At 58.9% G+C, this 22,297-nt stretch carries 25 protein-coding genes and 2 pseudogenes; 8 read left to right on the forward strand and 19 right to left on the reverse strand.

Going from position 1 to position 22,297, the window contains the following annotated elements:
* Nucleotides 1–94 precede the first annotated feature (94 nt).
* The 4 genes from NKI46_RS14055 to NKI46_RS14070 all read right to left on the reverse strand — a co-directional run bounded on the left by NKI46_RS14055 (nucleotide 95) and on the right by NKI46_RS14070 (nucleotide 2,273).
* A complete protein-coding gene (locus NKI46_RS14055) occupies nucleotides 95–514 on the reverse strand; it encodes a response regulator (RefSeq protein ID WP_352746652.1) in 420 nt (139 codons plus the stop codon).
* Nucleotides 515–790 (reverse strand): hypothetical protein, encoded by a 276-nt coding sequence (locus NKI46_RS14060; protein WP_023741805.1) that lies wholly within the window; start codon nucleotides 788–790, stop codon nucleotides 515–517.
* 296 nt (nucleotides 791–1,086) lie between these two features.
* The gene (locus NKI46_RS14065; protein WP_023687850.1) at nucleotides 1,087–1,707 is read right to left on the reverse strand and encodes a cysteine hydrolase family protein; all 621 of its coding nucleotides are present in this window, start codon (nucleotides 1,705–1,707) and stop codon (nucleotides 1,087–1,089) included.
* Between the two features lie 23 nt (nucleotides 1,708–1,730).
* Complete coding sequence (locus tag NKI46_RS14070; protein WP_023700055.1) at nucleotides 1,731–2,273, reverse strand: DUF6894 family protein; 543 nt, start codon at nucleotides 2,271–2,273, stop codon at nucleotides 1,731–1,733.
* On the opposite strand from NKI46_RS14070, the gene ku reads away from it, so the two are divergent.
* Complete coding sequence (gene ku, locus NKI46_RS14075; protein WP_502896815.1) at nucleotides 2,266–3,255, forward strand: non-homologous end joining protein Ku; 990 nt, start codon at nucleotides 2,266–2,268, stop codon at nucleotides 3,253–3,255. The genes NKI46_RS14070 and ku overlap by 8 nt on opposite strands.
* A gap of 654 nt (nucleotides 3,256–3,909) precedes the next feature.
* Here the strand turns inward: ku and NKI46_RS14080 are convergent.
* From NKI46_RS14080 to NKI46_RS14100, 5 genes and pseudogenes are all read right to left on the reverse strand, one after another.
* Complete coding sequence (locus NKI46_RS14080; RefSeq protein ID WP_023815880.1) at nucleotides 3,910–4,956, reverse strand: ATP-dependent DNA ligase; 1,047 nt, start codon at nucleotides 4,954–4,956, stop codon at nucleotides 3,910–3,912.
* A gap of 128 nt (nucleotides 4,957–5,084) precedes the next feature.
* The gene (locus tag NKI46_RS14085; RefSeq protein WP_023668075.1) at nucleotides 5,085–5,591 is read right to left on the reverse strand and encodes a YciE/YciF ferroxidase family protein; all 507 of its coding nucleotides are present in this window, start codon (nucleotides 5,589–5,591) and stop codon (nucleotides 5,085–5,087) included.
* Nucleotides 5,592–5,923: 332 nt separating this feature from the next.
* Nucleotides 5,924–6,342: pseudogene (locus NKI46_RS14090) on the reverse strand (HD domain-containing protein).
* 40 nt (nucleotides 6,343–6,382) lie between these two features.
* Entirely contained in the window at nucleotides 6,383–6,793 is a 411-nt protein-coding gene (locus NKI46_RS14095) for a DUF427 domain-containing protein (RefSeq protein ID WP_023821860.1), read from the reverse strand.
* A gap of 632 nt (nucleotides 6,794–7,425) precedes the next feature.
* Nucleotides 7,426–7,746 carry a hypothetical protein gene (locus tag NKI46_RS14100; protein WP_352746656.1) on the reverse strand — a complete coding sequence of 107 codons (321 nt, stop codon included), beginning with the start codon at nucleotides 7,744–7,746 and terminating at the stop codon, nucleotides 7,426–7,428.
* A 202-nt stretch (nucleotides 7,747–7,948) separates the two neighbouring features.
* Here NKI46_RS14100 and NKI46_RS14105 point away from each other — a divergent pair, with 202 nt between their 5' ends.
* Nucleotides 7,949–8,521, forward strand: coding sequence for a GNAT family N-acetyltransferase (locus NKI46_RS14105; protein ID WP_352746659.1), 573 nt, complete (start codon nucleotides 7,949–7,951; stop codon nucleotides 8,519–8,521).
* Between the two features lie 79 nt (nucleotides 8,522–8,600).
* Here NKI46_RS14105 and NKI46_RS14110 read toward each other — a convergent pair whose 3' ends face one another.
* The 4 genes from NKI46_RS14110 to NKI46_RS14125 are packed head-to-tail and all read right to left on the reverse strand — an operon-like array spanning nucleotide 8,601 to nucleotide 10,973.
* Nucleotides 8,601–8,933, reverse strand: a complete 333-nt coding sequence (locus tag NKI46_RS14110; protein ID WP_023681169.1) for a hypothetical protein — start codon at nucleotides 8,931–8,933, stop codon at nucleotides 8,601–8,603.
* A gap of 2 nt (nucleotides 8,934–8,935) precedes the next feature.
* A complete protein-coding gene (locus NKI46_RS14115; protein ID WP_352562394.1) occupies nucleotides 8,936–9,298 on the reverse strand; it encodes a hypothetical protein in 363 nt (120 codons plus the stop codon).
* The gene (locus tag NKI46_RS14120) at nucleotides 9,295–10,515 is read right to left on the reverse strand and encodes an NRAMP family divalent metal transporter (RefSeq protein WP_352459533.1); all 1,221 of its coding nucleotides are present in this window, start codon (nucleotides 10,513–10,515) and stop codon (nucleotides 9,295–9,297) included. Before NKI46_RS14120 ends, NKI46_RS14115 begins: the two co-directional genes overlap by 4 nt.
* On the reverse strand, nucleotides 10,512–10,973 hold the full coding sequence (locus NKI46_RS14125) for a hypothetical protein (protein ID WP_352746664.1): 462 nt from the start codon (nucleotides 10,971–10,973) through the stop codon (nucleotides 10,512–10,514). Before NKI46_RS14125 ends, NKI46_RS14120 begins: the two co-directional genes overlap by 4 nt.
* A gap of 517 nt (nucleotides 10,974–11,490) precedes the next feature.
* On the opposite strand from NKI46_RS14125, the gene NKI46_RS14130 reads away from it, so the two are divergent.
* The 3 genes and pseudogenes from NKI46_RS14130 (at nucleotide 11,491) to NKI46_RS14140 (ending at nucleotide 13,634) form a co-directional block, all read left to right on the forward strand.
* Complete coding sequence (locus tag NKI46_RS14130) at nucleotides 11,491–12,288, forward strand: SDR family NAD(P)-dependent oxidoreductase (RefSeq protein ID WP_502896816.1); 798 nt, start codon at nucleotides 11,491–11,493, stop codon at nucleotides 12,286–12,288.
* Nucleotides 12,289–12,892: 604 nt separating this feature from the next.
* A pseudogene (locus tag NKI46_RS14135) lies at nucleotides 12,893–13,295 on the forward strand (SDR family NAD(P)-dependent oxidoreductase); the annotation flags it as partial.
* 90 nt (nucleotides 13,296–13,385) lie between these two features.
* Nucleotides 13,386–13,634 carry a hypothetical protein gene (locus NKI46_RS14140; protein WP_023681163.1) on the forward strand — a complete coding sequence of 83 codons (249 nt, stop codon included), beginning with the start codon at nucleotides 13,386–13,388 and terminating at the stop codon, nucleotides 13,632–13,634.
* A 177-nt stretch (nucleotides 13,635–13,811) separates the two neighbouring features.
* On the opposite strand, the gene NKI46_RS14145 is transcribed toward NKI46_RS14140, so the two are convergent.
* On the reverse strand, nucleotides 13,812–14,228 hold the full coding sequence (locus tag NKI46_RS14145) for a response regulator (protein ID WP_023700039.1): 417 nt from the start codon (nucleotides 14,226–14,228) through the stop codon (nucleotides 13,812–13,814).
* Complete coding sequence (locus NKI46_RS14150) at nucleotides 14,225–17,332, reverse strand: CheR family methyltransferase (protein ID WP_352746668.1); 3,108 nt, start codon at nucleotides 17,330–17,332, stop codon at nucleotides 14,225–14,227. Before NKI46_RS14150 ends, NKI46_RS14145 begins: the two co-directional genes overlap by 4 nt.
* 158 nt (nucleotides 17,333–17,490) lie before the next feature.
* Between NKI46_RS14150 and NKI46_RS14155 the strand changes: the two genes are divergently transcribed.
* Nucleotides 17,491–18,045 carry a response regulator gene (locus tag NKI46_RS14155; protein ID WP_050588792.1) on the forward strand — a complete coding sequence of 185 codons (555 nt, stop codon included), beginning with the start codon at nucleotides 17,491–17,493 and terminating at the stop codon, nucleotides 18,043–18,045.
* Nucleotides 18,046–18,047: 2 nt separating this feature from the next.
* Complete coding sequence (locus tag NKI46_RS14160; RefSeq protein WP_031197822.1) at nucleotides 18,048–18,338, forward strand: hypothetical protein; 291 nt, start codon at nucleotides 18,048–18,050, stop codon at nucleotides 18,336–18,338.
* A gap of 223 nt (nucleotides 18,339–18,561) precedes the next feature.
* Here the strand turns inward: NKI46_RS14160 and NKI46_RS14165 are convergent, their stop codons facing one another.
* The 4 genes from NKI46_RS14165 to NKI46_RS14180 form a co-directional block, all read right to left on the reverse strand.
* Entirely contained in the window at nucleotides 18,562–18,825 is a 264-nt protein-coding gene (locus tag NKI46_RS14165) for a hypothetical protein (RefSeq protein ID WP_023681159.1), read from the reverse strand.
* 339 nt (nucleotides 18,826–19,164) lie between these two features.
* The gene (locus tag NKI46_RS14170; protein ID WP_352626355.1) at nucleotides 19,165–19,329 is read right to left on the reverse strand and encodes a hypothetical protein; all 165 of its coding nucleotides are present in this window, start codon (nucleotides 19,327–19,329) and stop codon (nucleotides 19,165–19,167) included.
* Nucleotides 19,330–19,575: 246 nt separating this feature from the next.
* Nucleotides 19,576–21,069: an alpha,alpha-trehalose-phosphate synthase (UDP-forming) gene (locus NKI46_RS14175; protein ID WP_352746672.1), complete on the reverse strand. Its 1,494-nt coding sequence runs from the start codon at nucleotides 21,067–21,069 to the stop codon at nucleotides 19,576–19,578.
* 291 nt (nucleotides 21,070–21,360) lie between these two features.
* Nucleotides 21,361–21,585 carry a hypothetical protein gene (locus NKI46_RS14180; protein ID WP_023681156.1) on the reverse strand — a complete coding sequence of 75 codons (225 nt, stop codon included), beginning with the start codon at nucleotides 21,583–21,585 and terminating at the stop codon, nucleotides 21,361–21,363.
* A 192-nt stretch (nucleotides 21,586–21,777) separates the two neighbouring features.
* Here NKI46_RS14180 and NKI46_RS14185 point away from each other — a divergent pair, with 192 nt between their 5' ends.
* Entirely contained in the window at nucleotides 21,778–22,248 is a 471-nt protein-coding gene (locus NKI46_RS14185) for a GFA family protein (protein WP_050588111.1), read from the forward strand.
* The last annotated feature ends 49 nt before the right edge of the window (nucleotides 22,249–22,297 follow it).

Genomic DNA, 22,297 nt, shown 5'->3' on the forward strand with positions numbered 1-22,297 from the left:
CGCGCCGCAAGACCCCAAACGCGGCATTTTCCATTTTGTTCCATCGTGCCGTGAATTCCAGGCCGACGATTGCGCCTTGGTTTGAACGCCGGATTCATGATGCGGTTGTGGATTTATCGGGCTTTAGCCGACCACGACACGTCATCGCCGTTTGCCATTGCCAGAGAGGCATGAATTGCGTTGCGCAACTCGGAAGGCGAGGCAGGCTTTGCGACCCATGTCCCTTGAAGGAAAATCGGATCGTGAAAACCCGAATTGGCGTAGCTTGCCGAATGGACGACAAAGGGGATGTTTCGGCGTCAAGCAACGTAGCTATTCGTACGCAATCCCCGTCCGCCAGGCCGATATCCATGACAACAATGTCGGGAGAACTGCCCCTGAACCATTCCAGCGCGTCGACGCAGGACGAAAAGACCCCAGCGATGTCGAACCCCGCGTCGCGCAACATGTCTTCAAGTTCGAGCGCGATAAACGCCTCGTCTTCCAAAATCGCAACGGACCTATGGTGGTCCAATTATCGCAGTCCTTTGCTCTCCGAAGCGATCGGCAGCGCAGCACGCCGCCTGACCGGTTCCACCCGGTGGTCGAAGCTCACGGCAATTTTCTTGCCGGACATGGCATGGACCATAAGCCCGACCAATTCCTCGTCGTCGCAGCGACACTCAGGAAACCTTGCGCGGATTTCATCGACCGCAAACGCCGTCGAGATAATGTCGTCAGCGCGATAGCCAGAGATCACCGCGTAGACTGCGCTATAGGTTTCAAGGTCAATGGCTTCGGTTTTCAGCACATCATCCTCCCTGCGGAAGGCCGACGGCAGAGGCGCCGGATGTCTCGCAAAGATTGCTAGATGCCGGCATCGAGTCTTCGGCGCTGTATCCTGTTCATTCTATGACGGTTGGCCGCGCTGTCGATAGCTCTGCAAGGCTTTGTACGCTTCCAGACACTGATTCACGCGAGCGACCAGATCAGGCAATCGTGCCGTTCATATACGTTTTCCGGTTCACTGTAGTGCCGTCCGCCAACTGAAACAGTCCGCCCGACCAGAATGACGATTGTCGGCCCTTTCACTTGAAGCCCCCCAGATCAGCGAGTGAGTTGTGGCCAACACTCCAAAACCTCCGCCATGCTGGCCGCCTCAATCTGCTCACTGAAGCGGGAATGGTATACTTCCATCAGTGCGTCATGGGTCTGGTCGGCAGAGCTGCAGATGGCATCGGTGACGAGAATGACGCGAAAGCCACGATCGATGGCGCCAAGCACGGTCGCGAGAACGCAAACGTCGGTTTCGCCACCGGTGATCACGAGCGCACGCACGCCGGAGCCACTCAGCAGCGCGTCGAGCCGCCCCTCGGTCCAGGGCGAATAGACATGTTTGTCGACCACCGTCGCCGGCGGTACAAATCGTGCAAGTTGAGGCATCAGCTCGATCAGGCGCGGATCGATGTTGGAAAGGGTTACCTCCGCCCACCGACGATAGTAGTTTGCCCACATTCCCGGCGCCTCGCCCGGGCGGGCGGCAGGAATGAAGCGCGTGAACAGGGTACGGCTGGCATGTCTGGCGACCAGTTCTTCGATCGCCGGGACCACCTTTTCAGCCCACGGCACGGGCCAAGGTCCACCCGGCGCAAACAGGCGCTGCATGTCGACGCACAGATGCAGGCCATCGTCGCCTATTGGTCCGTGAATCAATCCTTGGGCGGCCACTGGTGGATTCCGTCGGGTTTGGGTTACTGGCCTGCCTGCCGCGCTGCATCGGCCTCAGCCACATCAACAGTGTAAAGCAATTCACCGTTTTCGTTGGATACCCTCACAAGCCAGCCGGACAGAGCGTCCGTGCCAGGCTGCAGGTCGGCGAGAAGATCGATTGCGCAGCGGATAGCTTCGGACCGGGCCGCCTCAAGGCTCGCCATCCTCGACGGCGGTATGCGTCGGCTGGTTTCGCCATCGCGATACTCAAAGACATATACGTCGCCGGCGCCGTCGCTTGCAGAGGTTATCTCGACCTGGTCGAAATTGCCGTTGCTGCTCGCGTCATATTCATTGGCTGCGAGATCAAAGGTCGCTGTCTGGACCAGGATTGCCTTTGCGCGGGCAAGCACGTCATCTTCAGCTTGTATCCCGACGTTTGCCATGTCCACCGTAACGCAGTCGCCGCCCTCGCCGCAAAATATCACCCGGCGAACCGACTGCCCGTCTGGCGCCCTGGCATTCACCACTTCGGTCCGAACGACTTGCATGACACTCTCCTGCCTGTGTCTGACAATGTTCATGGTGCGGTTTCGGTTCCTGCGGATGCAGGGCGTCGGCCCGGCTGTCGCGACCGACAGGACTTCCCCGCCGGACATTGACGTGCACCGAGCCCCCGCCGCAGGAACAATTCGAACGGAAAGGCGTTGCCCTAGCTGGAAACGGGATAAGCGCAAAATGGCCGCGCCACGTGCTGCCTGGAAGGGCTTCTTGAAGGTTGGTTCGGTTACTTGCGGCGTGAAGATTGTCGGCGCAACCAGCGAAGCATCCAAGATCCATTTCAAGATTTTGAACCGCAAGGACGGTCTGCCGGTCAGGAGCGTCTACGCCGACGAGGAGACCGGAAAGCTGGTGGATGCAGCGGATCAGGTGAAGGGTTTCGAGATCGAAAAAGACGAATTTCTCCAGATCGAACCTGACGACATAAAGGCGTTGAAGCTGACGTCGAAGCACACGCTCGAAGTCGGCGAATTCGTATCGATTGACGATATCGATACGCGCTATCTCGAGAAGCCCTACTATCTGATCCCGGCCGACGGCGCCGCAATCGAAGCATACGGAGTGATCCGCGATGCCATGAAGAACAAGGGCGTGGCCGCTCGATCCTGCGTGGTGCTCTACCAGCGCGGCCGCGAAGTGCTGATTCAGCCCTATGGCAAGGGCATGGTGATGACCGAGCTTCGCAACCACAACGAAATGGTTTCGGAAAGCACTGTGTTCGATGGATTGGCCAAGCAGAAATACGACCCCGATCTGCTCGAAATCGCCGGCATGCTTATTGACAAAAAAGTGACGACCTTCGATCCCTCGAAATTTGAAGACACCTATGAAGACGCGCTGATCGCCATGATCGATGCAAAGCGCAAAGGCAAGAAGCTGCCGAAGCCCGCACCAAGGCCACAGGAGAATGTCATCAACCTCGCTGAGGTGCTGAAGAAGAGCCTCAAACAGGAAGGGCTGGCGAGATCCACAAAGAGAGCCTCACCGAAACGCAAGACAGCATAGTTGATAACTGCCCAGCCAGAAGGTCCGCACAGCAGCTCCAGCCGCCCTTAATAGCTCGGAACAATTCTCGCGGTTGCCCGTTGGCCACCAAGGACGATGCCTTATGGCCGAGATCAAGAACGTCGACAGGGCAGTCCTCAAAGAGCCAGAGGCAGCGGATGCCAACATTGCGTTCAAAGGAGCCGGAACGCAGGACTCTGATCGGGCGCCGACAAGCCCCAGGACCGCTGGCCATCGGTAAAAATACATGGGGTGTGAAAAGACCCTTTCGCCTCCAGACGCGGCGACGCGCGACCTGTGGCGGGCCGAACCCCACGCCCAAGCGAAACCCGGAGAATAGATGTGCCCCCCAAACCAGAGCCAACCGAAGAGCCGCCAGTGGATGCGCCGACGTGGACGCCGGACATACGCGAGCCTGAGCCGGATCTTCTTCCCGACGAAGTGCCAGTTCCTAATCCGGACGAGAACCGTGATCCGCCAAAGCGAGGCGTGGTGACAGACTGAACAACGAGTTTGGTCCGGCATCCTCCTGCAAAGGCGTTTATCTCGCCGCCGGGTTCAAGATCGCCAGTGAAATGCGACTGGATTTGGCTGCGCCGAATGCTTGACGGATTTGGTCTCGATGGTGTGGACCTGTCGACGCCTCGCCAAGCCTCATTTTCCAAGTATCTGTTCGAACGTGCATTGCTTCGGGCTTTTGTCAGGACGCCATCGCAGAAATTTGGTGCCATGACGGAAACGATCGCCGGTGACATGATCGAACCGCACCTCCGCCACCAGTTCGGGCCGCAATGGCTCCCATTGTCCGCTTCTTTCCGTGCTCCACCGACTGGGACCGCCCGGCGCTTTTCCCGTGAAGCCAGGAGCCGATCGCAAAGCTTCAAGTTGTCGCGTAAGCTTGGCCCTGTCCTCCCGGGCGATGGTCGAAGTGAACCCGACATGGTCGAGTTGCCCCTGGTCATTGTACAGGCCAAGCAACAGGGAGCCGACTTCACGCGAATTCGCCAGGTAGCGGAACCCTCCGACGACACAATCGGCCGTGCGCAGGCGCTTGACTTTGACCATGGCGCGCTCGCCGGGTCGATATTCGTCATCGAGAAGCTTGGCAACGACCCCGTCGGTCGAACCTTGTCCGGATTGGCCAAGCCATCTGCCTGCCGCCGCCAAATCACGCGTCGCCCGAGACAGTTCGAGATCCTTTCGCGCGGCCGACTTTACGAACAGTTCGAGTGCAGCGCGCCGAACCGAGAGCGGCTGCTGCATCAAGGCGCCCTCGGAGGTCGCCAACATGTCAAAGAGGATCAGCTTTGCCGGCGTCGCGACCGACAGTTTCCGGATCCTGCTTTCCGCCGGATGCAGCCGCATCTGCAAGGCGTCGAAAGAAAGAGAGCCTGCAATTTCGATGACGATCTCACCATCGACCACGAACTCTTTTGTTTTCAGTTCATGCAACATCGCGACGACTTCCGGGAAATACCGCCCTAACGGCTTGCCGGATTTTGCACGCAACTCCACGGCCGCGCCGGATTTAAAGGCCAGGCAGCGGAACCCGTCCCATTTGGGTTCGTATTGCCATCGGCCAGCATCGGCCGGCAACGTGTCGGCAGCCTTTGCTTCCATCGGCGCCGTGCTCAACGCCACGCCGAAAGACGATTTTACACTCGTCGGCAGATCGCGAGAGATGGCAGATTCGCCCGTCATGAAAGTTCCGTGGACAACGATGGAGATCGACTCAACGCAGCACTGGTGCCGGCTTTGGAAAAAATCATGCTCCAACAGGGTTAGGTCATGATGAGATTTCAACCAATCTCATCATGACCTGGGACGGTCTACTCGGCAGCCTGCATGTTGATCTTGCTTTCCGCCATTTCGGTGAGCTTGCGATCGGTCGCCTGCTCTTCTTTCAGGTTCTTGGCCAATACGTTGGCGCAGTCACTGCGGCCAAGCTGCTTGGCCCAGGCGATGAGCGTGCCATATCTGGTCATCTCATAGTGTTCGACCGCCTGCGCCGACGCTATCAGCGCCGCGTCTAGAACCTCCTTGTCGTCGACGTCGCCGCTCACATCGTCGGCTTCCTCCAGAATGCCGTCTATCGCCGGGCAGTTGACCTCCTTGGCCTTGACGCCATGCAATTCGAACACCTGTTCGACGCGCTCGATATGGCCTTTGGTCTGCTCGAGGTGTTTTTCGAATCCGGCCTTCAATTGCGGATCGGTTGCCTTGCCGATCATCTTCGGCAGCGCTTTCTCGATCTGCTTTTCGGCGTAATAGATGTCGCGCAGCGTGTGCACGAAGAGATCGTCGAGTGTCTTGATGTCCTTCGAAAAGAAGCCCATGGCCTTACCTTTCATTGTGCAGAAGTTCGGGTTCGGCGGCGGCTTGCCCGCCACCCGCGGAGGCCGGGAACTCGTCCCGGCTTGCTGGTCAACGCACCGGTGCTGGAGGAGTTCCTGATTCCGAGCCGGGCCGTTACTTCTTTTCGAGACGCTGCGATCCATCTCCAAAGGAGCTTTGACCCGATCACACGTTCCATGATCCAGACGACGACCCCAAGGCGCACGCCGGCGCGGAAAAACTGACGGCCAGGAGAGCGGAAACGTGCTCTGCGCCGCAAGCTCTCGCAGGCGATGGCTGCCTCGACAAATGCAATGCCAGCGTCGGGCGCGCACTATTGTCGGGAGAACTCTTGGTCAAGTATGCGAAGGCCCTCTTCATATTTGGCCGCCGACGCTCCGACCTGCCTCGACTGCCAGATGTTGTCCTCCAGATCGGCGCGTTTTACGGGGAGCGCCACTGGGTTCGACGCAGCCCGCCGGACAAAGGCGAAATACTCCTCATCCGGCCTGCGCGACATGGCATCGACCGCCGCGGCAATTGTCGGTCCGAAGCCTGCTTCTTCGAGCTTGGCGCGGTCCAGCCTTCGCCTTTCTCCAGAACGTCATGAAGGTAGGCAACAGTCTTCTGATCGATTGTCTCGACGGCGTCGACGATACGGCGGCAATGCTCGATGTAGGGCCGCCCGGTCTTATCACGCTGCGACGCGTGAACCTCCTCCGCAATCTTTGCCGCCTGGTAGAAAATGCTCATCGCGCCTGTCGTTACCGTGATTGTCTCTGCCTGATGAAACCTATTCGACGATATGTGGCGTGTGTCGCTTGTCCTCGGCAGGATCGACATCGATACGGGCCTTTTCCGGATCGAAAGCGCCGTGACCTGCAATAGCCAGAGCAGCCGCATCGGGCGTTTCGTAGGCCCACATGAAATCGTCGGAAGAACTGCCGACGGCGTGGACACGCCAGTAGGTTGCGGTGCCTTTAAGCGGGCACCGGGTGGTGGTGTCGGTCTTTTCGAAAAGATCGAAATAGATGTCCTCGAAGGGGATATAGAAAACGGGCTCGTGCCCGTCTTCACGCAGGACCTTCGCCCGCTCCGTAGCTGCGACGATGGCGTCGGAAAACCGCACCGTCACCGTGCCGGAAAACGGTTCTATGGCCAATCGGCCAAGGTTTTGCTGTGAAGTTGCGCCTGAAGTTTGCATCTGAATTTCTCCCTGGCGATTTCCGCAAGATCGGTCATGCCTGGAGACGAAATGCGCGGCGGCGCTTCAGGTTCCGGCATGTCCGATGAAGCTGAATGGCAGCCGGCCCTAAAGCGCCTACCGCTTGCCGTATCCAGCAGTTCTCGTTGGTAAGGCGCGGTGAAATGCTCGTCCAACCCATTCGAAGACTTTGGAAGGACGACACGGTCGTCGCTTCCGTGGAGCGTCAGGGCTGGCACCGAAATGATCTTCGCCGCTACTTGCCGGCGGGCGAGTTCGTGGCTGGAGATGCTCCAGCTGTTTGGCCGTCGTCAGCTGCCGCCTCATGTACGGGCTCCGGGGCGGCCTCAGTTGCTGCCAAGTGGGCCGCAAGGTCCCTATAGACCTTGTCCCTGCCGCCATCGTGTTTAGCGATCAGGCCAAGTAGGTCATGACGGCTTAGCTTTGCAATCTTCATTAGGAATTCGAATTCGTGCTTCGGAATCGAGGCTGCTAAGCGATCGAGTTTGGCCCGCCGGGTCTCTTTGGACACATGTGCTCCTACGTATCCAGCCATGCGAGGCACGTACTCGGAGGCCCGCCATTGTCTTGATGGCGGGCCTTCGGGCGGCCGAAGCCGCTAGGTCCATCGGCTACTTGTTGCAATTTTGCACGGTCGAGGTCGTTGCGCCACTTGCAGTGTTGTTATCGATGTCATTGCCTGCGGCGTCCTTGCAACGGTCGGTCATGCCGTTCGATTTTGTAGTCGAGTTTGTGGAATTCGTATCGGTTGGCACGGCCGCATTCCCGCTGCCAGTGCCATTGCCAGCGGCGCCGCCGCTGCCAACAGTTCCAGTACCAGTTCCATTACCCGCGCCAGCCGTGCCGCCAGCACCCGTTCCATTTGTCTGCGCCAGGGCGGAACCGGCCAAGGCAATAGTTAGCACCGACGCGGCTAGAATTTTCTTCAACATTGGAGTCTCCGTGTTTGAATCGCCGAATTGCGATCGCTTTCCCAACGACAGGTTTTTCTCATTGTTCCCGGCGTAATGGATTGTGATCCGCAGCAGCCTTCGTCGAGGTGGACACTCTTGACGGCGCACGAATTGTGATGAGACCTGACAAGGGCAGGATGGGCTTTGTTCAACACCAAAGCGATATGTTGGGCGCGGCTGCATGCATCCGTCGCGGATCGCGATGCGGAATGTGGGCAAGACGGGTTACAACAGAAGCGGCGATCAGAGCTGCGAGCGAACCGGCCTTGATGTTAATCTGACGGTTGAATCTCAAGACCATTCTGACGCAGGAGCAGAACGCATGCCGGCTCGATCCGAAGGATTTACAATCGCTCTGGCTCACAACGGGGATGCACGAACGCAGGCGGCCGCTGCGCTCTATCGACACAACATCGAACAAACCGGAATCGATGACCGGGCAGTGATCGGCGCGGAGCTTACCGACCCCTCGGGAAAGATCTGGGGTGGAATTTGGGGCAGAACGGAACTGGGGCTCCTGTTTCTCGACATGTTCTTCTTGCCTGAAAAATTGCGTGGCCGATCCTATGGATCACAGCTTCTTATGGCGATTGAGGAGGAAGCCGTTAGGCGTGGATGCAAGAGAGCCGTCGTCGAGACGAGCAGTTTCCAGGCGCCTCAATTTTACCGGCATCATGGGTTTGAGGAATTCGGCAAGGTCGAATTCGTTATTCCAGGACACGCCCGCATCTTTCTTCGCAAGAACCTGCAGTAATCTTTGCGGAGGCGCCATCTGCACGAACGGCTGTTCGCCGGCAAAACGCCGGCGCCTTAGCCCTCCCAGCCGTAGCCATCTACTCCCGAAGGTCCTTTTGCCCTTTCCATCCGGGAAGCTCGGTCATCGGGCATAGCAGCCGCGGTCGCGCCGGATCGGAGATATCGAGTTTATCCCAGGGAATGCGGTACAGGCCGTCGCGACGGCGCAGCCGAAACAGGTCGAGCATCGCGATGCCGATGGTCGAAGCCGACAGACGCTCGAACGCGGCGTAGATGCCAACGTGGAATTCAGTAACGACGAGCTCGTCGCCACGCTGTTCGGCGAGAATCTCTTCGATGTGACCGATGCTCTTTCCACGCTGCGAGAGCACGCGTCGCCCGGCAAGATGTTCGAGGTTGACTGTCCTCATCATCACGCTCCTGGGATGCGCCCGATGACATGATCGCGCAACCAGTCCTGCCAGGCGAAAATCGACGTCTCGCCCACCTCGATGTCACATTCGATGTCGAGCCCGTTGTCCTGCACCTTTTTCCACGCAATCCTGTGTGGCACGGCGTGGCGTTTGCCACCCACCCTCGTCGTCAGTTGCGCCATCCATTCCCCGGGCCGCGCGCCAAGGCGGCGCGCCAAAGTGATGGAGCCGAGTTCTATCGCGACAATCCTTGGTGGTTTGCCCCGCCGCAACTCGGCCACCACTCCGTCGACCTTGCCGATCTTGACCCGCCGGCGGTCGAACACCTGCTTGTCCAGGAGATCACGCATCAATTCCATCATGTGCCTCCGAATATCTGCAGCGGAATCGTCACCACGGCGAGCACGAAGGCAAGCGCGATAATGAAGACAACGGCGGCATTCGAAATGATGCCGTTGCGATGTTCGCCGACATAGCGTTCGTCATTCAGCAGGAAGAGAAATGGAACTACCGTCAGCGGAAGGCTCGCCGCCGTTACCGCCATGGAAAAGATGGTCAGCCTCAGTGGGTCGAGGCCAAGCATGATCGGAATGGCGGCCAAAAACAATGATGCCGTATAGACGGCACTGAAGCCCGGATCATCGCGCGGCTTGCGATCCTCGCCCCAGGTCCAGCCAAAGCCCTGTGCCACCAGATATGCCTGTTGCAACCCGACTTCGAGTGCGGCGCCGAAACAGGCAATGGCGAGCGAGGCAACGAATAGAACGAACCCCCAGAAGCCGAATATAGGGATCAGCATCAACGGCAGTTGGTGATAGTCGTCCACCTGGTCGATGCCGCGCGTCGCGAGAACGAGAGCAGCGACGATCAACACGCCGATCGAAATGGCCCCACCGAAGGTCATGCCCAGCCCGGCGATGGCACGATTGGCCCCCAGGTGGCTTTCATCCCATTTGTCCTCAATAGCTCCCGAGGAATAGAACATGAAAAGATAAGGCGATATCGACGCGCCGAGAATGCTGGCCGCCATGAACCAGTAATTGATGGCATCGTGAGCCGGCAGCGAAGGCACGGCGCTGCCAGCGACCGCTGTCCAGTCGGGCTTTAACATCACCGCACCAACCACGAAGCACAGCGTCACGAGGCCGAGGACCGACATGCCTTTCTCGATAAAGCCAAACGTGCCTTTCCACAGCAGCAGCCATGCCAGCAACGCCACCGGCAGTGCCCACCACTGGAAGCCTATGCCGGTGGCAAGTTCGAGTGCGATGGCCACACCGCCGATCTCAGCGGACAGCACCATGAAATTGACGAGAAGGACGACGAGCAACGGCCATAGGAAGACGTTGAACCCAAACCTTTCACGAATGCCCTCTGAGATCGTGTGATGGCTCATCGCGGCGAACCGACCGGCCATTTCAACCAAAAAGATGATGCATATGGTGCCGAGAACTATGGCCCAGATCAGCTGGAATCGGAAGGCGGCACCCGCCTGCGCCGCCGTAGCCATCGACCCGACTTCGAGGAAACCTCCGACACTGGTGACGACGCCAAGCGATATTTCCAGAAGCTTCTTCACGGTTTTGGTCCGAAAGCGCTGGTGTAAGCGGCGGCGAGCGAGCGCATGGCCGCCCGAAGATCCTGTTGTGCGCTTTTCACCTCAGTGCGATTGTTCACCCGCAATCCCGCCTCGGCATGCGCCACCGCCACCGACAAACTGTTGACTGCTGCCGTCAGTCCTGCTCGCCCGGCTGGTTCAGCGGTCTCGGCCGATCGAATTTGCGCCTCGACCTCGGCCAGCGTTTTTCCGACCGAGTGCAGTGCGGCCGTGGCATAGGCGGACGGTGCCGCTCCCTCCACCCAGGCATCCAGCACCATCGATACGGTCTGTGCCGCGGAGGCCGCTGTTCGTGATTGCTGCGCCACCTGATTGGAAGACGAGCATCCGGCCAACCCGGCTAGCATCAGAAGCAAGCACAGGCAGCCAACCGGAAAATGACGGTCGTTACGGGGTACAGCGCGCGTTGGATGCGCCACGCGGATTTCCTCCCCGGCCCGAACCAACTGCGTCCGGCATCAATGATCTAGAGCGCTCGGAGAGCTCGTCAAACGAAACCGACGACGAGCCTGTGAGGTCGGCTAGTCCAACGTAACAAAACGCTCCATCCCGGACAGCCGTTAAAAGGGGGGGCCCGCGCTTCTCTTTGGCGCGGAGAAGCGCGGGCAGATCGGGCTGAGGGGATGACCCGATCGCGCAGCATCAACATGGGAGGGCAACAACGCTGCACGGTTCGAACTTCCAACCGGGCCACTTGTTCCAACTTCAACTGATCCGTTCTGAGTACTCAATCCATGCGTTCGGGGGGCCTTTTTTTGAAGGTAGGCCATCGCGAGTTCTCATGGCGTAGAACGGTTTTTGTCGCAACGGCCCATCCATGAATGCGCGCGACGACCGCGACGACGACCGTCGCCTGACCGTCATGACAGCGCACGATCAATCCAGCGCAAACGCCACGGAACAATTGTGCCCGCTCGTGGTTCCGATGGCACGAAGATGGAGGATATGATGACGGACGCCAAACTCGCTGTGGTGACCGGCGCCTCGAGTGGCATCGGAAGGGAACTCGCAAAGCTGTGCGCTAAAGACGGTTACGACCTGATCATCGCCGCCGACGAGCCGGCTATCCGGCAGGCGGCAGAGGCACTTGAGACCCGCAATGTAACGGTCGAAGCCATTGAGGCCGATCTGGCGACCGTCGAGGGCGCCGATCGGTTGATCTCCCAGATCGGCGATCGCGATATCGACCTGTTGTTTCTCAATGCGGGACGCGGGCTCGGCAACGGCTTCGTCGACCAGGACTGGCGAAAAGTCCGCCGGATCATCGACACCAATGTCACTGGAACGGTCTATCTGGCGCATGAACTCGGCGCCAAGATGGCCCGGCGAGGCCGCGGGCGCATCCTGTTCACCGGATCGATCGCCGGCTTCATGCCCGGCACATTCCAGGCCGTCTACAACGGCACGAAGGCGTTCATCGATTCCTTCTCGATCGCGCTCCGCCATGAGCTGAAAGATAGCGGCGTGACGGTCACCGTGCTGATGCCCGGCCCCACGCAGACGCGATTCTTCGAGCGCGCTGAAATGATGGATACCAAGGTCGGCTCCGATAAAAAGGACAATCCGGCCGATGTCGCCAAGACGGGTTACGAGGCGATGATGGCCGGTGATGAACAGGTCGTCAGCGGTTGGAAAAACAAGCTGCAGGTCGCCGCCGCGCATGTCACGCCGGCAGGCACCTTGGCCGAACAGCACCGTAGGATGGCCGAGCCTGGGTCGGCGTCCAGCGACTGAGCTGATATTTCGCGTCATCAAACGGGCTGGCATTCGCAGAGACCGCATGTGCTGCGCGAGGCAATCTATCGCTGCCGCAAGGCGGCACCATCTCGGTTCCCGGCGTCTGTGTTGGCCTGGTCGATCACATCCCGTTTGGCGGCGATGAATGAGGGACCGGCTTTCCGGATGGGCCAGACGCATACGCAACGCCACCTGGAACCTTTATTGGCCATGGTCCAGAACGGCGCAATCGATCCCTCCTTGTGATTACCCCCGGGCCGATCTGAAAGCAGGGCCGGATCCCTACAAGACGTTCCGCGACAAGCAGGATGGCTGTATCAAAGTCGTGACGCGGCCTCACAGCTAAGACGGGCAAGGCGACCGACACTCACTGCAATCACAAGGGAACATTCGCGTCGACGGCCGGTTAGGTGCCACTTCCGTAACGGTCACCTGCCGTCAAAGCGAGCCCATGATGAACCACGACCAGCATGACTATGTACCAGACGCAGCGCGCAGACTTGTCGTCGGAAGCATGGCGGGAGGAATTCTCGCCGCTTATGCTTCCACGGCGTCAGCCGATACGGGAACAGTGCCTGCTAAAGCAGGCCCTGCGAGCCCGATGCTCAAACAGAATCCGGTGACGCAATATCCCCAGCCGCCGTTCAAGCCACAGGAACAGAAGTGGCCGGGTTTGGCCAGCAAGATGGTGCCGCGCCCGGATCACGGCGAAACGACCTACAAGGGATCAGGCAGGCTTGCCGGCCGCAAAGCGCTGATAACCGGCGGCGATTCCGGTATTGGTCGTGCGGCGGCGATTGCATTCGCGCGCGAGCGTGCGGACGTTGCTTTCGGCTACCTCCCCGAAGAACAGGAAGACGCCGACGAACTGGTGGACCTAATAAAAGCGGCAGGTCAAAAGGCTTGCCGGCGATATCCGCAATGAGGCCTTTTGCAGAAAGCTGGTCGATGAAGCAGCAACGCCCCTCGGCGGTCTCGACATCCTGGTCAGCAACGCTGCCCGCCTCACTCGAGTCCACGGTCCTCAAAAAGGGCCGCCAAGGCCACCGCTCCTTAGGCGTGGTGGGCTTTCAGACTGTCTACAGGAGGAACCAATGGCTGGCGATGAAATAGAAAGAAGGCGACTGCAGATGTTGATCGAACAATATCTGGAGACCCGTAAGCGACGGCACGATTTCGTGTCGATCGCGAATGCCGAACTCGCGATCAAGGCGGTCATGCCGCATTGCCCGGTGTCAAACGCAGCGTTGGCAGAGATGATTGCCGCTGGCGCCGTCACTTACGGCCTTGGCGTCCTATTCGACGCGAAGCAAACCGAGGGCGAACTGCCCGTTGTTTGCTAGGCTCATCGCCTGACCAATCGTCGCGCGGTCGCGAAGTTTCGCCCAGCTCTGGAATACGCCAGACCGGGAGCATGCCAATCGTGCCGGCCGGATCGCAGGCACTTGCCGGCGACGTCGTCTCGGGCCTGGACCCGAATGTCGTCGCATATCTGATGAAAAACCAGTGTCTTTGTGCAGTTACCGGGCTTCTCGTTGGGTTGGCACCGTTCCGCTGTCCTGGTGTCTTGCCAAAGCTGTCGGTTGAACACCGAGCATATTTCGCACGGCCTCGACCAGCGCAGCAGCCCACACGGGTTTTGACAGCATCTTGTGATGACGCAAATCTTGCGGGATGTCGGATGCCGTGTACCCACTGACGAAAACAAACGGAATTCCGCGTTGCGCTAGAAGAGGGACAAGGGCAGCGCTGGTCTCGCCGCCGAGACCAATGTCCAGGACCGCAGCAGATATGACTTCACTCTCGATCAGCTTTTTCGCGCGAGCAACGGACGGCACTGGCCCGGCGATGGCGAAGCCGGCCTCTTCCAGGATTGCGCGGTGCTCCTCCGCGACCAGCCATTCATCTTCGACGACAAGGATACGAGATGCAGTCACGTTTCGCTCTCCCGATGATCAAACGGAAACTCAATCCGCAAGCTCAAACCATCGGAACCGAAAGATGTTTCAAAATTTCCGCCAAGCCGATACTCAATTTCGCCCTTCACCAGCGAAAGACCAAATCCCGTCTTCTCAGGCGGACTGACAGCGGGACCGCCGCTTTCTAACCATTCGAGCTGAAAACCGTGATCCGACGCCGACCAAGTCACGGACACCACGCCGTTTGGCACGGACAAGGCGCCATATTTTCCAGCATTCGTGGCAAGTTCATGGATCACCATGCCAAGCGACAGGCCCTGCTGAGGCTTGAGCCGAATGTCCTCGCCTGTGGTGTTGATGCGTTCCAGCCCGAACGGCTCGACTTCCTGCCGCACGATTTCCTCGACCGAGACCTCTTTCCAGCTTTCGCGCGAGAGCACTCCGTAGGCCCGCGCCATGGCGCGCAGGCGACCGATGAGCGCTTCGGCGAAAGCCTCCGAAGAGGGAGCATTTTTCAGGGTCTGACTGGCAATGCTGACCGTAACAGCCAGCATGTTCTTGACCCGATGGTTGAGTTCCGAGATCAATACCCGCTGGTGGGCTTCGGCTTCAGCCATGGTCGTCACATCGACAAAGGTCACCACCACGCCCTGGATTTTCCGCGCGCTGTCGCGGTAGGGGATCAGCCGCACGAGATAGTGGATGCCGTTGCTATCGCGCGGCAGCTGGTGCTCGATCATCTCGCCGGCCCTGAAAACCTGGGCAATATGGTCGCGCAGGTGCGGATAATCGAGCCGGCTGGCAAGATCGGTCAGCGGTCTTCCGATGTCGGTCGGCAGCAAGTTGAAGAACGAAGACGCCGCCGGCGTGAAGCTGCGGATAACCAGCTTGGTATCGAGAAAAACAGTCGCGATCTGTGTGCTCTCGAACAGGTTCTTCAGATCGCTGTTGGCACGATCGAGATCCTCGATCTTGGAAACCAGTTCGGCATTGATGGTGTTCAATTCCTCATTGAGGGACTGCATTTCTTCCTTGGAGGCCTCGAGCTCCTCATTGGAGGACTGGGCTTCTTCGTTGACCGAGACGAGTTCCTCATTGGAAGATTTCAACTCCTCCAACGCGGTCTCATATTCTTCGATCGTCGATTGCAGGCGCTCGCGCGTATCGCGGAGCTCGCGTTCGAAATCAGCAATCCCGGATGGCTGACGAACCTTTAGAGCCTCCAGCCGCGGCTGCGGCTGGCCCACCGGTTCGAACAGGACGAGAAACAGCGGCTCGCCGCTGCCGCGATCAACCAAGGGCTCGATCGTCAATGTGACGAACTGGACCCGATCTTCATCTTCTTCAATGGCTATCGCTTCGCGCACAACCGTGCGCCGGCCTTCGGCCGCTTCCCGCAAAGCGCCGCGCAGTTCCAGACGCAGGCCGCTGCGTGCCATTGTGAGCAATTGTCTGCTCGGCACCCCTTGCGGCGGCTCGAGATATTTGCCGGTTCTGACCGAGTAATAGACGACATCTCCATCACCATTGATGACGACATGGGCCGGAGCGTAGCGTTCGAGAACATGGGCTTCAACGGTTTGCCTTAGGGAATAAGACAAGCCGCGGCGGGCATGAGTGTCATTGGCGCTGGAAAAGTTGCTTGCAGGCGCAGCATTCAACAAGATCGGCAGCCGCGGCGGCGCCGTATGTTCTCGTGCCTTGAATATCCGTTGTTTCTTGTCGACCGGTGCAAACAGATCGGCATGCTGGCTTATGCTCTCGGAGGTGCCAAGGAACAGATAGCCGCCGGGCTTCAGCGAATAGTGGAAGGTCGGAATAACCTGCTTTTGCACATCGGGGCCGAAATAGATCAGCAGGTTCCGGCACGACACCATGTCCATGCGCGAGAAGGGTGGATCGCGGATGACGCTGTGCGCCGAGAAGATGCAGAGATCACGTACGCTCTTGCTCAAGATGAAACTTGTGCCGTCATTGCTGAAGAAGCGTTCGCGACGTTCAGGCGAAACGCCCGCAAGCAATGACTCCGGATAGCGCGCCGAACGTGCGATGCCCAACGCCGCGTCATCGATGTCCGTGGCGAAAATCTGGATGCGCGGCACAGCCGAAAGTGTATCCATATGCTCGCGCATCAGCATTCCGATCGAGAAGACTTCCTCGCCGGTTGCGCAGCCGGGCACCCAGACGCGGATCGTATCGTTGGCGTCCTTGCCTTCGAAAAGTTTGGGGATGACGGTTTCTTCCAGGGTCTTGAAAGCGTCCGTATCGCGGAAGAAATTTGTCACGTTGATCAGCAGGTCGCGAAACAGCGACCGCACTTCCTCCGCATTTGAACGAAGCAACTCTATATAGGCATCGATCGCGGTGTTCTGTGTTATTTGCATGCGTCGCCTGACGCGGCGCAAGAACGTCTTGGCCTTGTAGCCCGAGAAATCATGTCCCGAATGGCTGCGCAGGATCGCGTAGATTTCTTCCTGGCCCTTGCGGAGTTTCAAAGCACTGGCCTTGCCATCGTCAGCTTCAAGCTCGTCGAGCAGTTCAAAGCTGTGGGCAAATTCCATGAGTTTCGCACCCATCTCATCGGCCGGGATGGCGATATCGATCAGACCGGAACTGATCGCGCTGCGCGGCATGTCGGGATTGCTCGGACCCGACTCGTCGGAGAGTTGCGCCAGCGTCAGGCCGCCATGCTCCTTGATTGCCTTGATGCCCAACGTACCGTCGGAATCGCCGCCCGACAGGACGACGCCGACGGCGTATTCGCCCTGATCCTCGGCCAGCGCGCTGAAAAAGATATCGATGGGCTTGCGCTCCCTGGACACCGAATTCGGTTGGCGCAGCTTTAGGCTGGAATTTTCGATGGTGAGGATCGCGTTGTGCGGCATCACATAGACGGTGTCAGGATGGATATCCATTGCATCTTCAGCGACACGAACCGGAATTCCGGTGTAAAGCGCAATCACTTCGTGCAGCAGACTTTCCCGTTCCGGGCTGAGATGCGTGACGATCACGAACGCCATCCCGCTCGAAGACGGCATCCCGCGAAAAAATCCCTCCATGGCGGCAATGCCGCCCGCAGAGGCGCCAATACCGACTATGGGGAACCTCGGCAGCTTTTGCATCAATTGTCCTGCTTCAGTGAAATGCAACGCGGCAGCGCTGATTTCGATCCAATGTGTAAACCGTTCCTGGTCGAATTCCCATCCCGCACCGCCGATAGCCACGGAACCGATGGACGCGACCGCCGTTTAAAGCCCGGAGGGCTGCTATGTTATTAGGCATGCGAATTCTGCTCGTCGAGGACGAATTCTTGCTGGCAAGCGAACTTGCCTCTTATTTCAGCGATTGTGGGGCGACCGTTTTGGGGCCGGTGTCGTCAGTCAGCCGGGCTCGACGATATATCGATTCAGCGGACGGGGCGGTGCTGGACATCGATCTTAACGGTGAGACTGTTTTTCCCCTCGCCGATGAGCTGACGGACAGAGGCATCCCGTTCGTATTCTTCTCCGGAAACGATCAGATCACCCTGCCGGAGCGGTTCCGGTACACCCAAAACCTCTCCAAGCCGGCCGGGTTCAGGACGGTTGCCGGGATCCTCGCCGCGCAATCAACAGCGCTTGGTGAAGACAATGTTTTCCGCGCTCTTCCAAAACTGAGGCTGTCCGCGCGGCTGCTGCTGGGCGACCCACAGGCGGCCGATCGCCTCGTCGAACGGACATTGAAGGCGGCGCTGGAGGAGCGGTTGTCGACGCGGCATGACCTTCCCTTGAGCGAATGGCTCAATACACTCATGGAGGAGGTGCTCCGCAACGACAGGTCTGGCATCATGAATTAAGATTGTCCGATAGTTTGCCGCAGGCCGCCCTGTCGACCGCCCCCGCTACGGTACCCCTCCCCAAGAGCGCTTCGCTTCGTCTTGCAAATACGGCCGCATTCCTGCTAGAAATCCTCGTGGCCAAACCTCCGCAAACCAAACCTGACTCATTCCGCGATCCTGTTGAGGGCGACGCACTCGCAGCGCTGCTCGACGAAATCGCGGAAGAGGAAACACCTGAACGGCTGTTGAAGCTCGCCCTTGAGCTGCAGCAGCAACTGCTGTTGTCAAAGCAGCTGAAAAATCCCAACTGAACGGCCTGCAGCTAGGCATCTTGATGTGCCTCGAGTTCCACGATGGCGTGATCGCCTCGTTCGCCAGACCGATGCTGCTGCGGTAATCTTTCTGCGCTCGATGTGGGCGAAACCCAGTCTCAATAGCTCAGCGGTTCCTGCGCCCAGAAGGCCCTGATCCCATCATGACGCCGATGAGACGACCAGGAAGATCAGGCCAACTTGGGTCGCAGCCCAAGGTCGATCACTGCTGCCCTGGCATCTCGGTATTTTCTTGCGGGTTCTTTTTAACGCCGGGCGCGGGTGATGTCTCGGCGGGGGCATTGCCGCCTTGGTTCTGTTCCGGGGTGCGCTTTACTGGCGATGTCTGCCACGATCCGCCTGAAAGGGGTATGAACACAAAGAAGGCTAGCAGTGCGACGAAGATCACAGCCGCAATGACGACGCCCCACCCGAGTACATTTCGGGTGCCACGCTGTTCTTCCTTCCGGGACACATGCTCCGTCATCACTGGACTCCTTTGTGTCATTCGATGAAGTACAAATTTATCGTGCAGATCGACCGCACGGTCTGCTCTTCCCCGACGCGTGCCGCCGGCACAGCCGAAGAAGCTGAAGCTAATCTTCTCCAGCTTTTCGGCTGCCTGGTTTGGCGGCCCGCTTTGGGGCTTTCGGCACTGCCGGTTTCCGCTCGGGTGCAGGCGGATTGATCGCCTCGTGCGCCAAACGGGCTTTGCGCAATCGCGCCGTTTTCTCTTCCCGCGCCTTGCGCTCGGCTTCCATTACGCCTTGTGCGTAGAGGGTGGCTCGTGCGTCTCTGTCGTTTGCGGATCCACTGGCCGCCATAGTCAGCCCTCCGCCTTGTAATTTCTTGCTTCCTTCTTGGCGCCGTCTTTGCCGTGCTCGGCTGCAAGCTCTTTGGCCTGCCCGGGTGACACGTCGGTGGCTTCGGCCAACTTGATTGCCTCTTGTTCAGAGAGATCACTGTCCTTTCCCCCGGGGTTCCTTGTCATGGCAGATCTCCTATCAGAGCCCAAACGACCGGACCGGCGGTGTGTTCCGTGGAACCTTCGATAGTCCACCGATTGAGGCGGGCTATCGCGCTTCCGGCAACGAGCGAAAAGTTTCTGATGCGGGCTGACAAGGTACATGATCAGCTTCAAGGCCTTTCGAACTGCTAGGCAAGCCGGGTTATGGCCGGGCTATGACCGTGTGGGAACGCGTGACACACGGACGGGTTCAGGCATCGATGCCAGGCGCTAGTTCTCACCCGCGAGCGTGGCGAGAAATGACCGCCGCCATTCTGCTGCGTCATTGCGCGTGATGCGCTTGAGCAGTGCACTATGCCTTGCAATTCTTTCCTCAAGCGGCATCGCGAGCGCTTTTGCGATCGCATCGGCAACCTCGTCGACCGCATACGGGTTTACGATCAAGGATTCGGCAAGTTCTTCGGCCGCACCTGCAAAACGCGACAACACCAGCACTCCGGGATCGGCTTCGTCCTGCGCGGCTATGTATTCCTTGGCGACGAGGTTCATTCCGTCACGCAGGGGCGTGACCAATCCGACCTGGCTAGCGCGCAACAGGCCAGCAAGCCGAGAGCGTGATACGGCACGGTGGATGTAGCGGATCGGGGTCCAAGCCAAATCCGCGTATCTTCCGTTGACCGCGCCGGCGGTTGCCTCAAGCTGGGCCCGGATGTCGGCATAGGCGCTGACCTCCTCGCGCGTCGGCGACGCAATCTGCAAATAGGTTGCCGCCCGCTCTTGTTCCGGATGCCTTTCCAAAAGACGCGCGAAAGCCTGCATGCGGCCGGGGAGACCCTTGGAGTAGTCCAGCCGATCGACGCCGATGATTTGCTTGATGCCCAGAATCTGGCGGCGCATGGAATCGATCTGCACATCCTCCGCCGCCTCATTGGCCATGCGTGCGATTGAATCGACGTCGATGCCTATCGGAAAACACCTCGATAACACCGTGCGGCCGTTCATCTCAGCCGAACCATTGATATCAAAAGTAGTGGAGTTGGCCGCCTGCACTGAGCGCCGGAAATTCCCCACGTCCGTTTCGGTCTGGAATCCCACGACGTCATATTGAAGCAGATCATCGATGAGTTCTTCATGGTCGGGCGTGGCTACAAACAAGTCAGGCGGCGGGAACGGTATGTGAAGAAAGAAACCGATCCGATTCCGGACTCCCAGCCGCCGCAACTGGGCGGCCAAGGGGATAAGGTGGTAGTCGTGAACCCACACCAGGTCGTCGTTGCCCGACAGCAGTCCTGCGAGCGCCTTCGCGAACCGCGCATTGATCTGCCGGTAGGCGTATAGAAACTCTGCCCGGTGGTTCACCAGGTCGAGTCGGTAATGAAAAAGCGGCCACAGCGTGCTGTTGGCATAGCCATTGTAATAGAGCGAATACTCCTCATACGGCAGGGTAAGCGCAGCGGTCTCGATCTTTCCCACGCGTTCCAAGCGGATCAGCGGTTCGTCGCTCGCGGCGTAGTCCTGATACTCAGCGCTTGCTCCTAGCCACAGGCCTCCACGCTCGGCCAACGCATCCCCGATGCCTACAGCAAGTCCGCCGGCTTGCGACAGATCGCGAATGTTCCCCAGCCTGTTCGAGACGACAACCAGACGACGCGGGATGGCGCGATCGCCAGTTAGCTCAGCCTCCCCACCTAAGGCGTCGCGCTCAAGGGGATCACCAACCGTTTGCGAGGCCTCGTTGAAAATTTCATCCGGTCGCTGCAACAAGAGCAAATCCTGAGCGTGAAGATCGCTTGGGGAACGGTCCGCGCGTGCGATTGTTCCCGACGTAAGTGTCCAGCCGGACTCGCTGGATCACATTCTCGGCCCGCTCGGCGCCTTTTTCAGCGGCTCTCGCAGGATCGTCGTCGGACGCACCGGTGATGAGACCCCGATCCAGCACGCCGAGCAGCCGCTTTGGCGACGGCCGGACTTACCGCTTTGGTATTCATGCTGCCGGATCCCCTGCCCTGTCATATCAACTCCCCACCTTGGCAAACGCCCCAAGTGACCAAACCGTCAGTCCACCTCGATTACCTTGCGCGTCGGCTTTCGTTGGCGGGGCGGCTGCTTTGCGGCTACGGGCGCGGGCGGGGTCTGCGCTATCGATGCCTCCAACAACTGTCGCTGTTCTCTAAGCCGCGCCGTCTTGGCTTCCCTGGCATGCCGCTCCGCTTCCAACAGCAACTTGGCTTCTCGATCCGCCCTCTCGATCTTTTCCCTGTCGACGCGTCGTGTTTTCAAGGTCGCCTCCTTTGGTCAGACGGCGAACAAAGTGCGGACCTGAAAAAATGTTCCCAACAAATTAAGGCCTGATCTGCCTCAAATGATATTGACCAGCAGCCCGCCGGTTGCGCGCATCTGCGGCTCTGTGACGTCCAAAGGAACTGCTTGCCGTCCGCGGCGTTACGCCACCACGCTGGCCGGAAGATTACCATGGACGACAAACCCCGAACGACGATCAGAAAACCGGCCCGGATTGATCGAGGGCATTGCTTTTGCGGAGCCATCACAGCTGAATTCAGTGGCGATCCCTTTTGGATTTGTTTCGACCACGACGATGACTGCCGACGAGCGATCGGCAGCCCACTGACGATCTGGATTGGCTATCGTCCGGATCAGGTCGATTGGCTCGGCTCCAAACCAAAAACATTTTCGAAAACCAGGGGCGTCGTGCGCTCCTTCTGTTCGGAATGTGGCACCTCGATTGGGTACACCGATGAAGGCTTGCCAAATGAGTTCTACATCTCGATCGGATTCATGGACGCGCCCGAGAAGTTCCATCCCCAAGCTCAAGCCTATTGGGAAATGCGGCTGCCGTTTATCAGGATGGATGACGGTTTGCCTCGCGTCGAGGGCTACACCCGGGCGCGCGACCCCACCCTGGGCAATCCCAGAGACCGGTGAGGCAGGAGGTTGGACTTTGGGCCGCGTACCTGCAAGCCAGCGCGAACCG

Source organism: Mesorhizobium sp. M0615 (assembly GCF_040320805.1).
Taxonomy (GTDB): Bacteria; Pseudomonadota; Alphaproteobacteria; order Rhizobiales; family Rhizobiaceae; genus Mesorhizobium.

Coding starts and splice junctions, on each gene's coding strand:
- NKI46_RS14185 (WP_050588111.1), top strand. CDS start 21,778: ATGGACGACAAACCCCGAACGACGATCAGAAAACCGGCCCGGATTGAT.
- NKI46_RS14100 (WP_352746656.1), bottom strand. CDS start 7,746: ATGTTGAAGAAAATTCTAGCCGCGTCGGTGCTAACTATTGCCTTGGCC.
- NKI46_RS14080 (WP_023815880.1), bottom strand. CDS start 4,956: ATGACGGGCGAATCTGCCATCTCTCGCGATCTGCCGACGAGTGTAAAA.
- NKI46_RS14170 (WP_352626355.1), bottom strand. CDS start 19,329: ATGACAAGGAACCCCGGGGGAAAGGACAGTGATCTCTCTGAACAAGAG.
- NKI46_RS14110 (WP_023681169.1), bottom strand. CDS start 8,933: ATGAGGACAGTCAACCTCGAACATCTTGCCGGGCGACGCGTGCTCTCG.
- NKI46_RS14140 (WP_023681163.1), top strand. CDS start 13,386: ATGGCTGGCGATGAAATAGAAAGAAGGCGACTGCAGATGTTGATCGAA.
- NKI46_RS14085 (WP_023668075.1), bottom strand. CDS start 5,591: ATGGGCTTCTTTTCGAAGGACATCAAGACACTCGACGATCTCTTCGTG.
- NKI46_RS14105 (WP_352746659.1), top strand. CDS start 7,949: ATGCATCCGTCGCGGATCGCGATGCGGAATGTGGGCAAGACGGGTTAC.
- NKI46_RS14115 (WP_352562394.1), bottom strand. CDS start 9,298: ATGATGGAATTGATGCGTGATCTCCTGGACAAGCAGGTGTTCGACCGC.
- ku (WP_502896815.1), top strand. CDS start 2,266: ATGTTCATGGTGCGGTTTCGGTTCCTGCGGATGCAGGGCGTCGGCCCG.
- NKI46_RS14155 (WP_050588792.1), top strand. CDS start 17,491: ATGCGAATTCTGCTCGTCGAGGACGAATTCTTGCTGGCAAGCGAACTT.
- NKI46_RS14150 (WP_352746668.1), bottom strand. CDS start 17,332: ATGCAAAAGCTGCCGAGGTTCCCCATAGTCGGTATTGGCGCCTCTGCG.
- NKI46_RS14095 (WP_023821860.1), bottom strand. CDS start 6,793: ATGCAAACTTCAGGCGCAACTTCACAGCAAAACCTTGGCCGATTGGCC.
- NKI46_RS14130 (WP_502896816.1), top strand. CDS start 11,491: ATGGAGGATATGATGACGGACGCCAAACTCGCTGTGGTGACCGGCGCC.
- NKI46_RS14165 (WP_023681159.1), bottom strand. CDS start 18,825: ATGACGGAGCATGTGTCCCGGAAGGAAGAACAGCGTGGCACCCGAAAT.
- NKI46_RS14070 (WP_023700055.1), bottom strand. CDS start 2,273: ATGAACATTGTCAGACACAGGCAGGAGAGTGTCATGCAAGTCGTTCGG.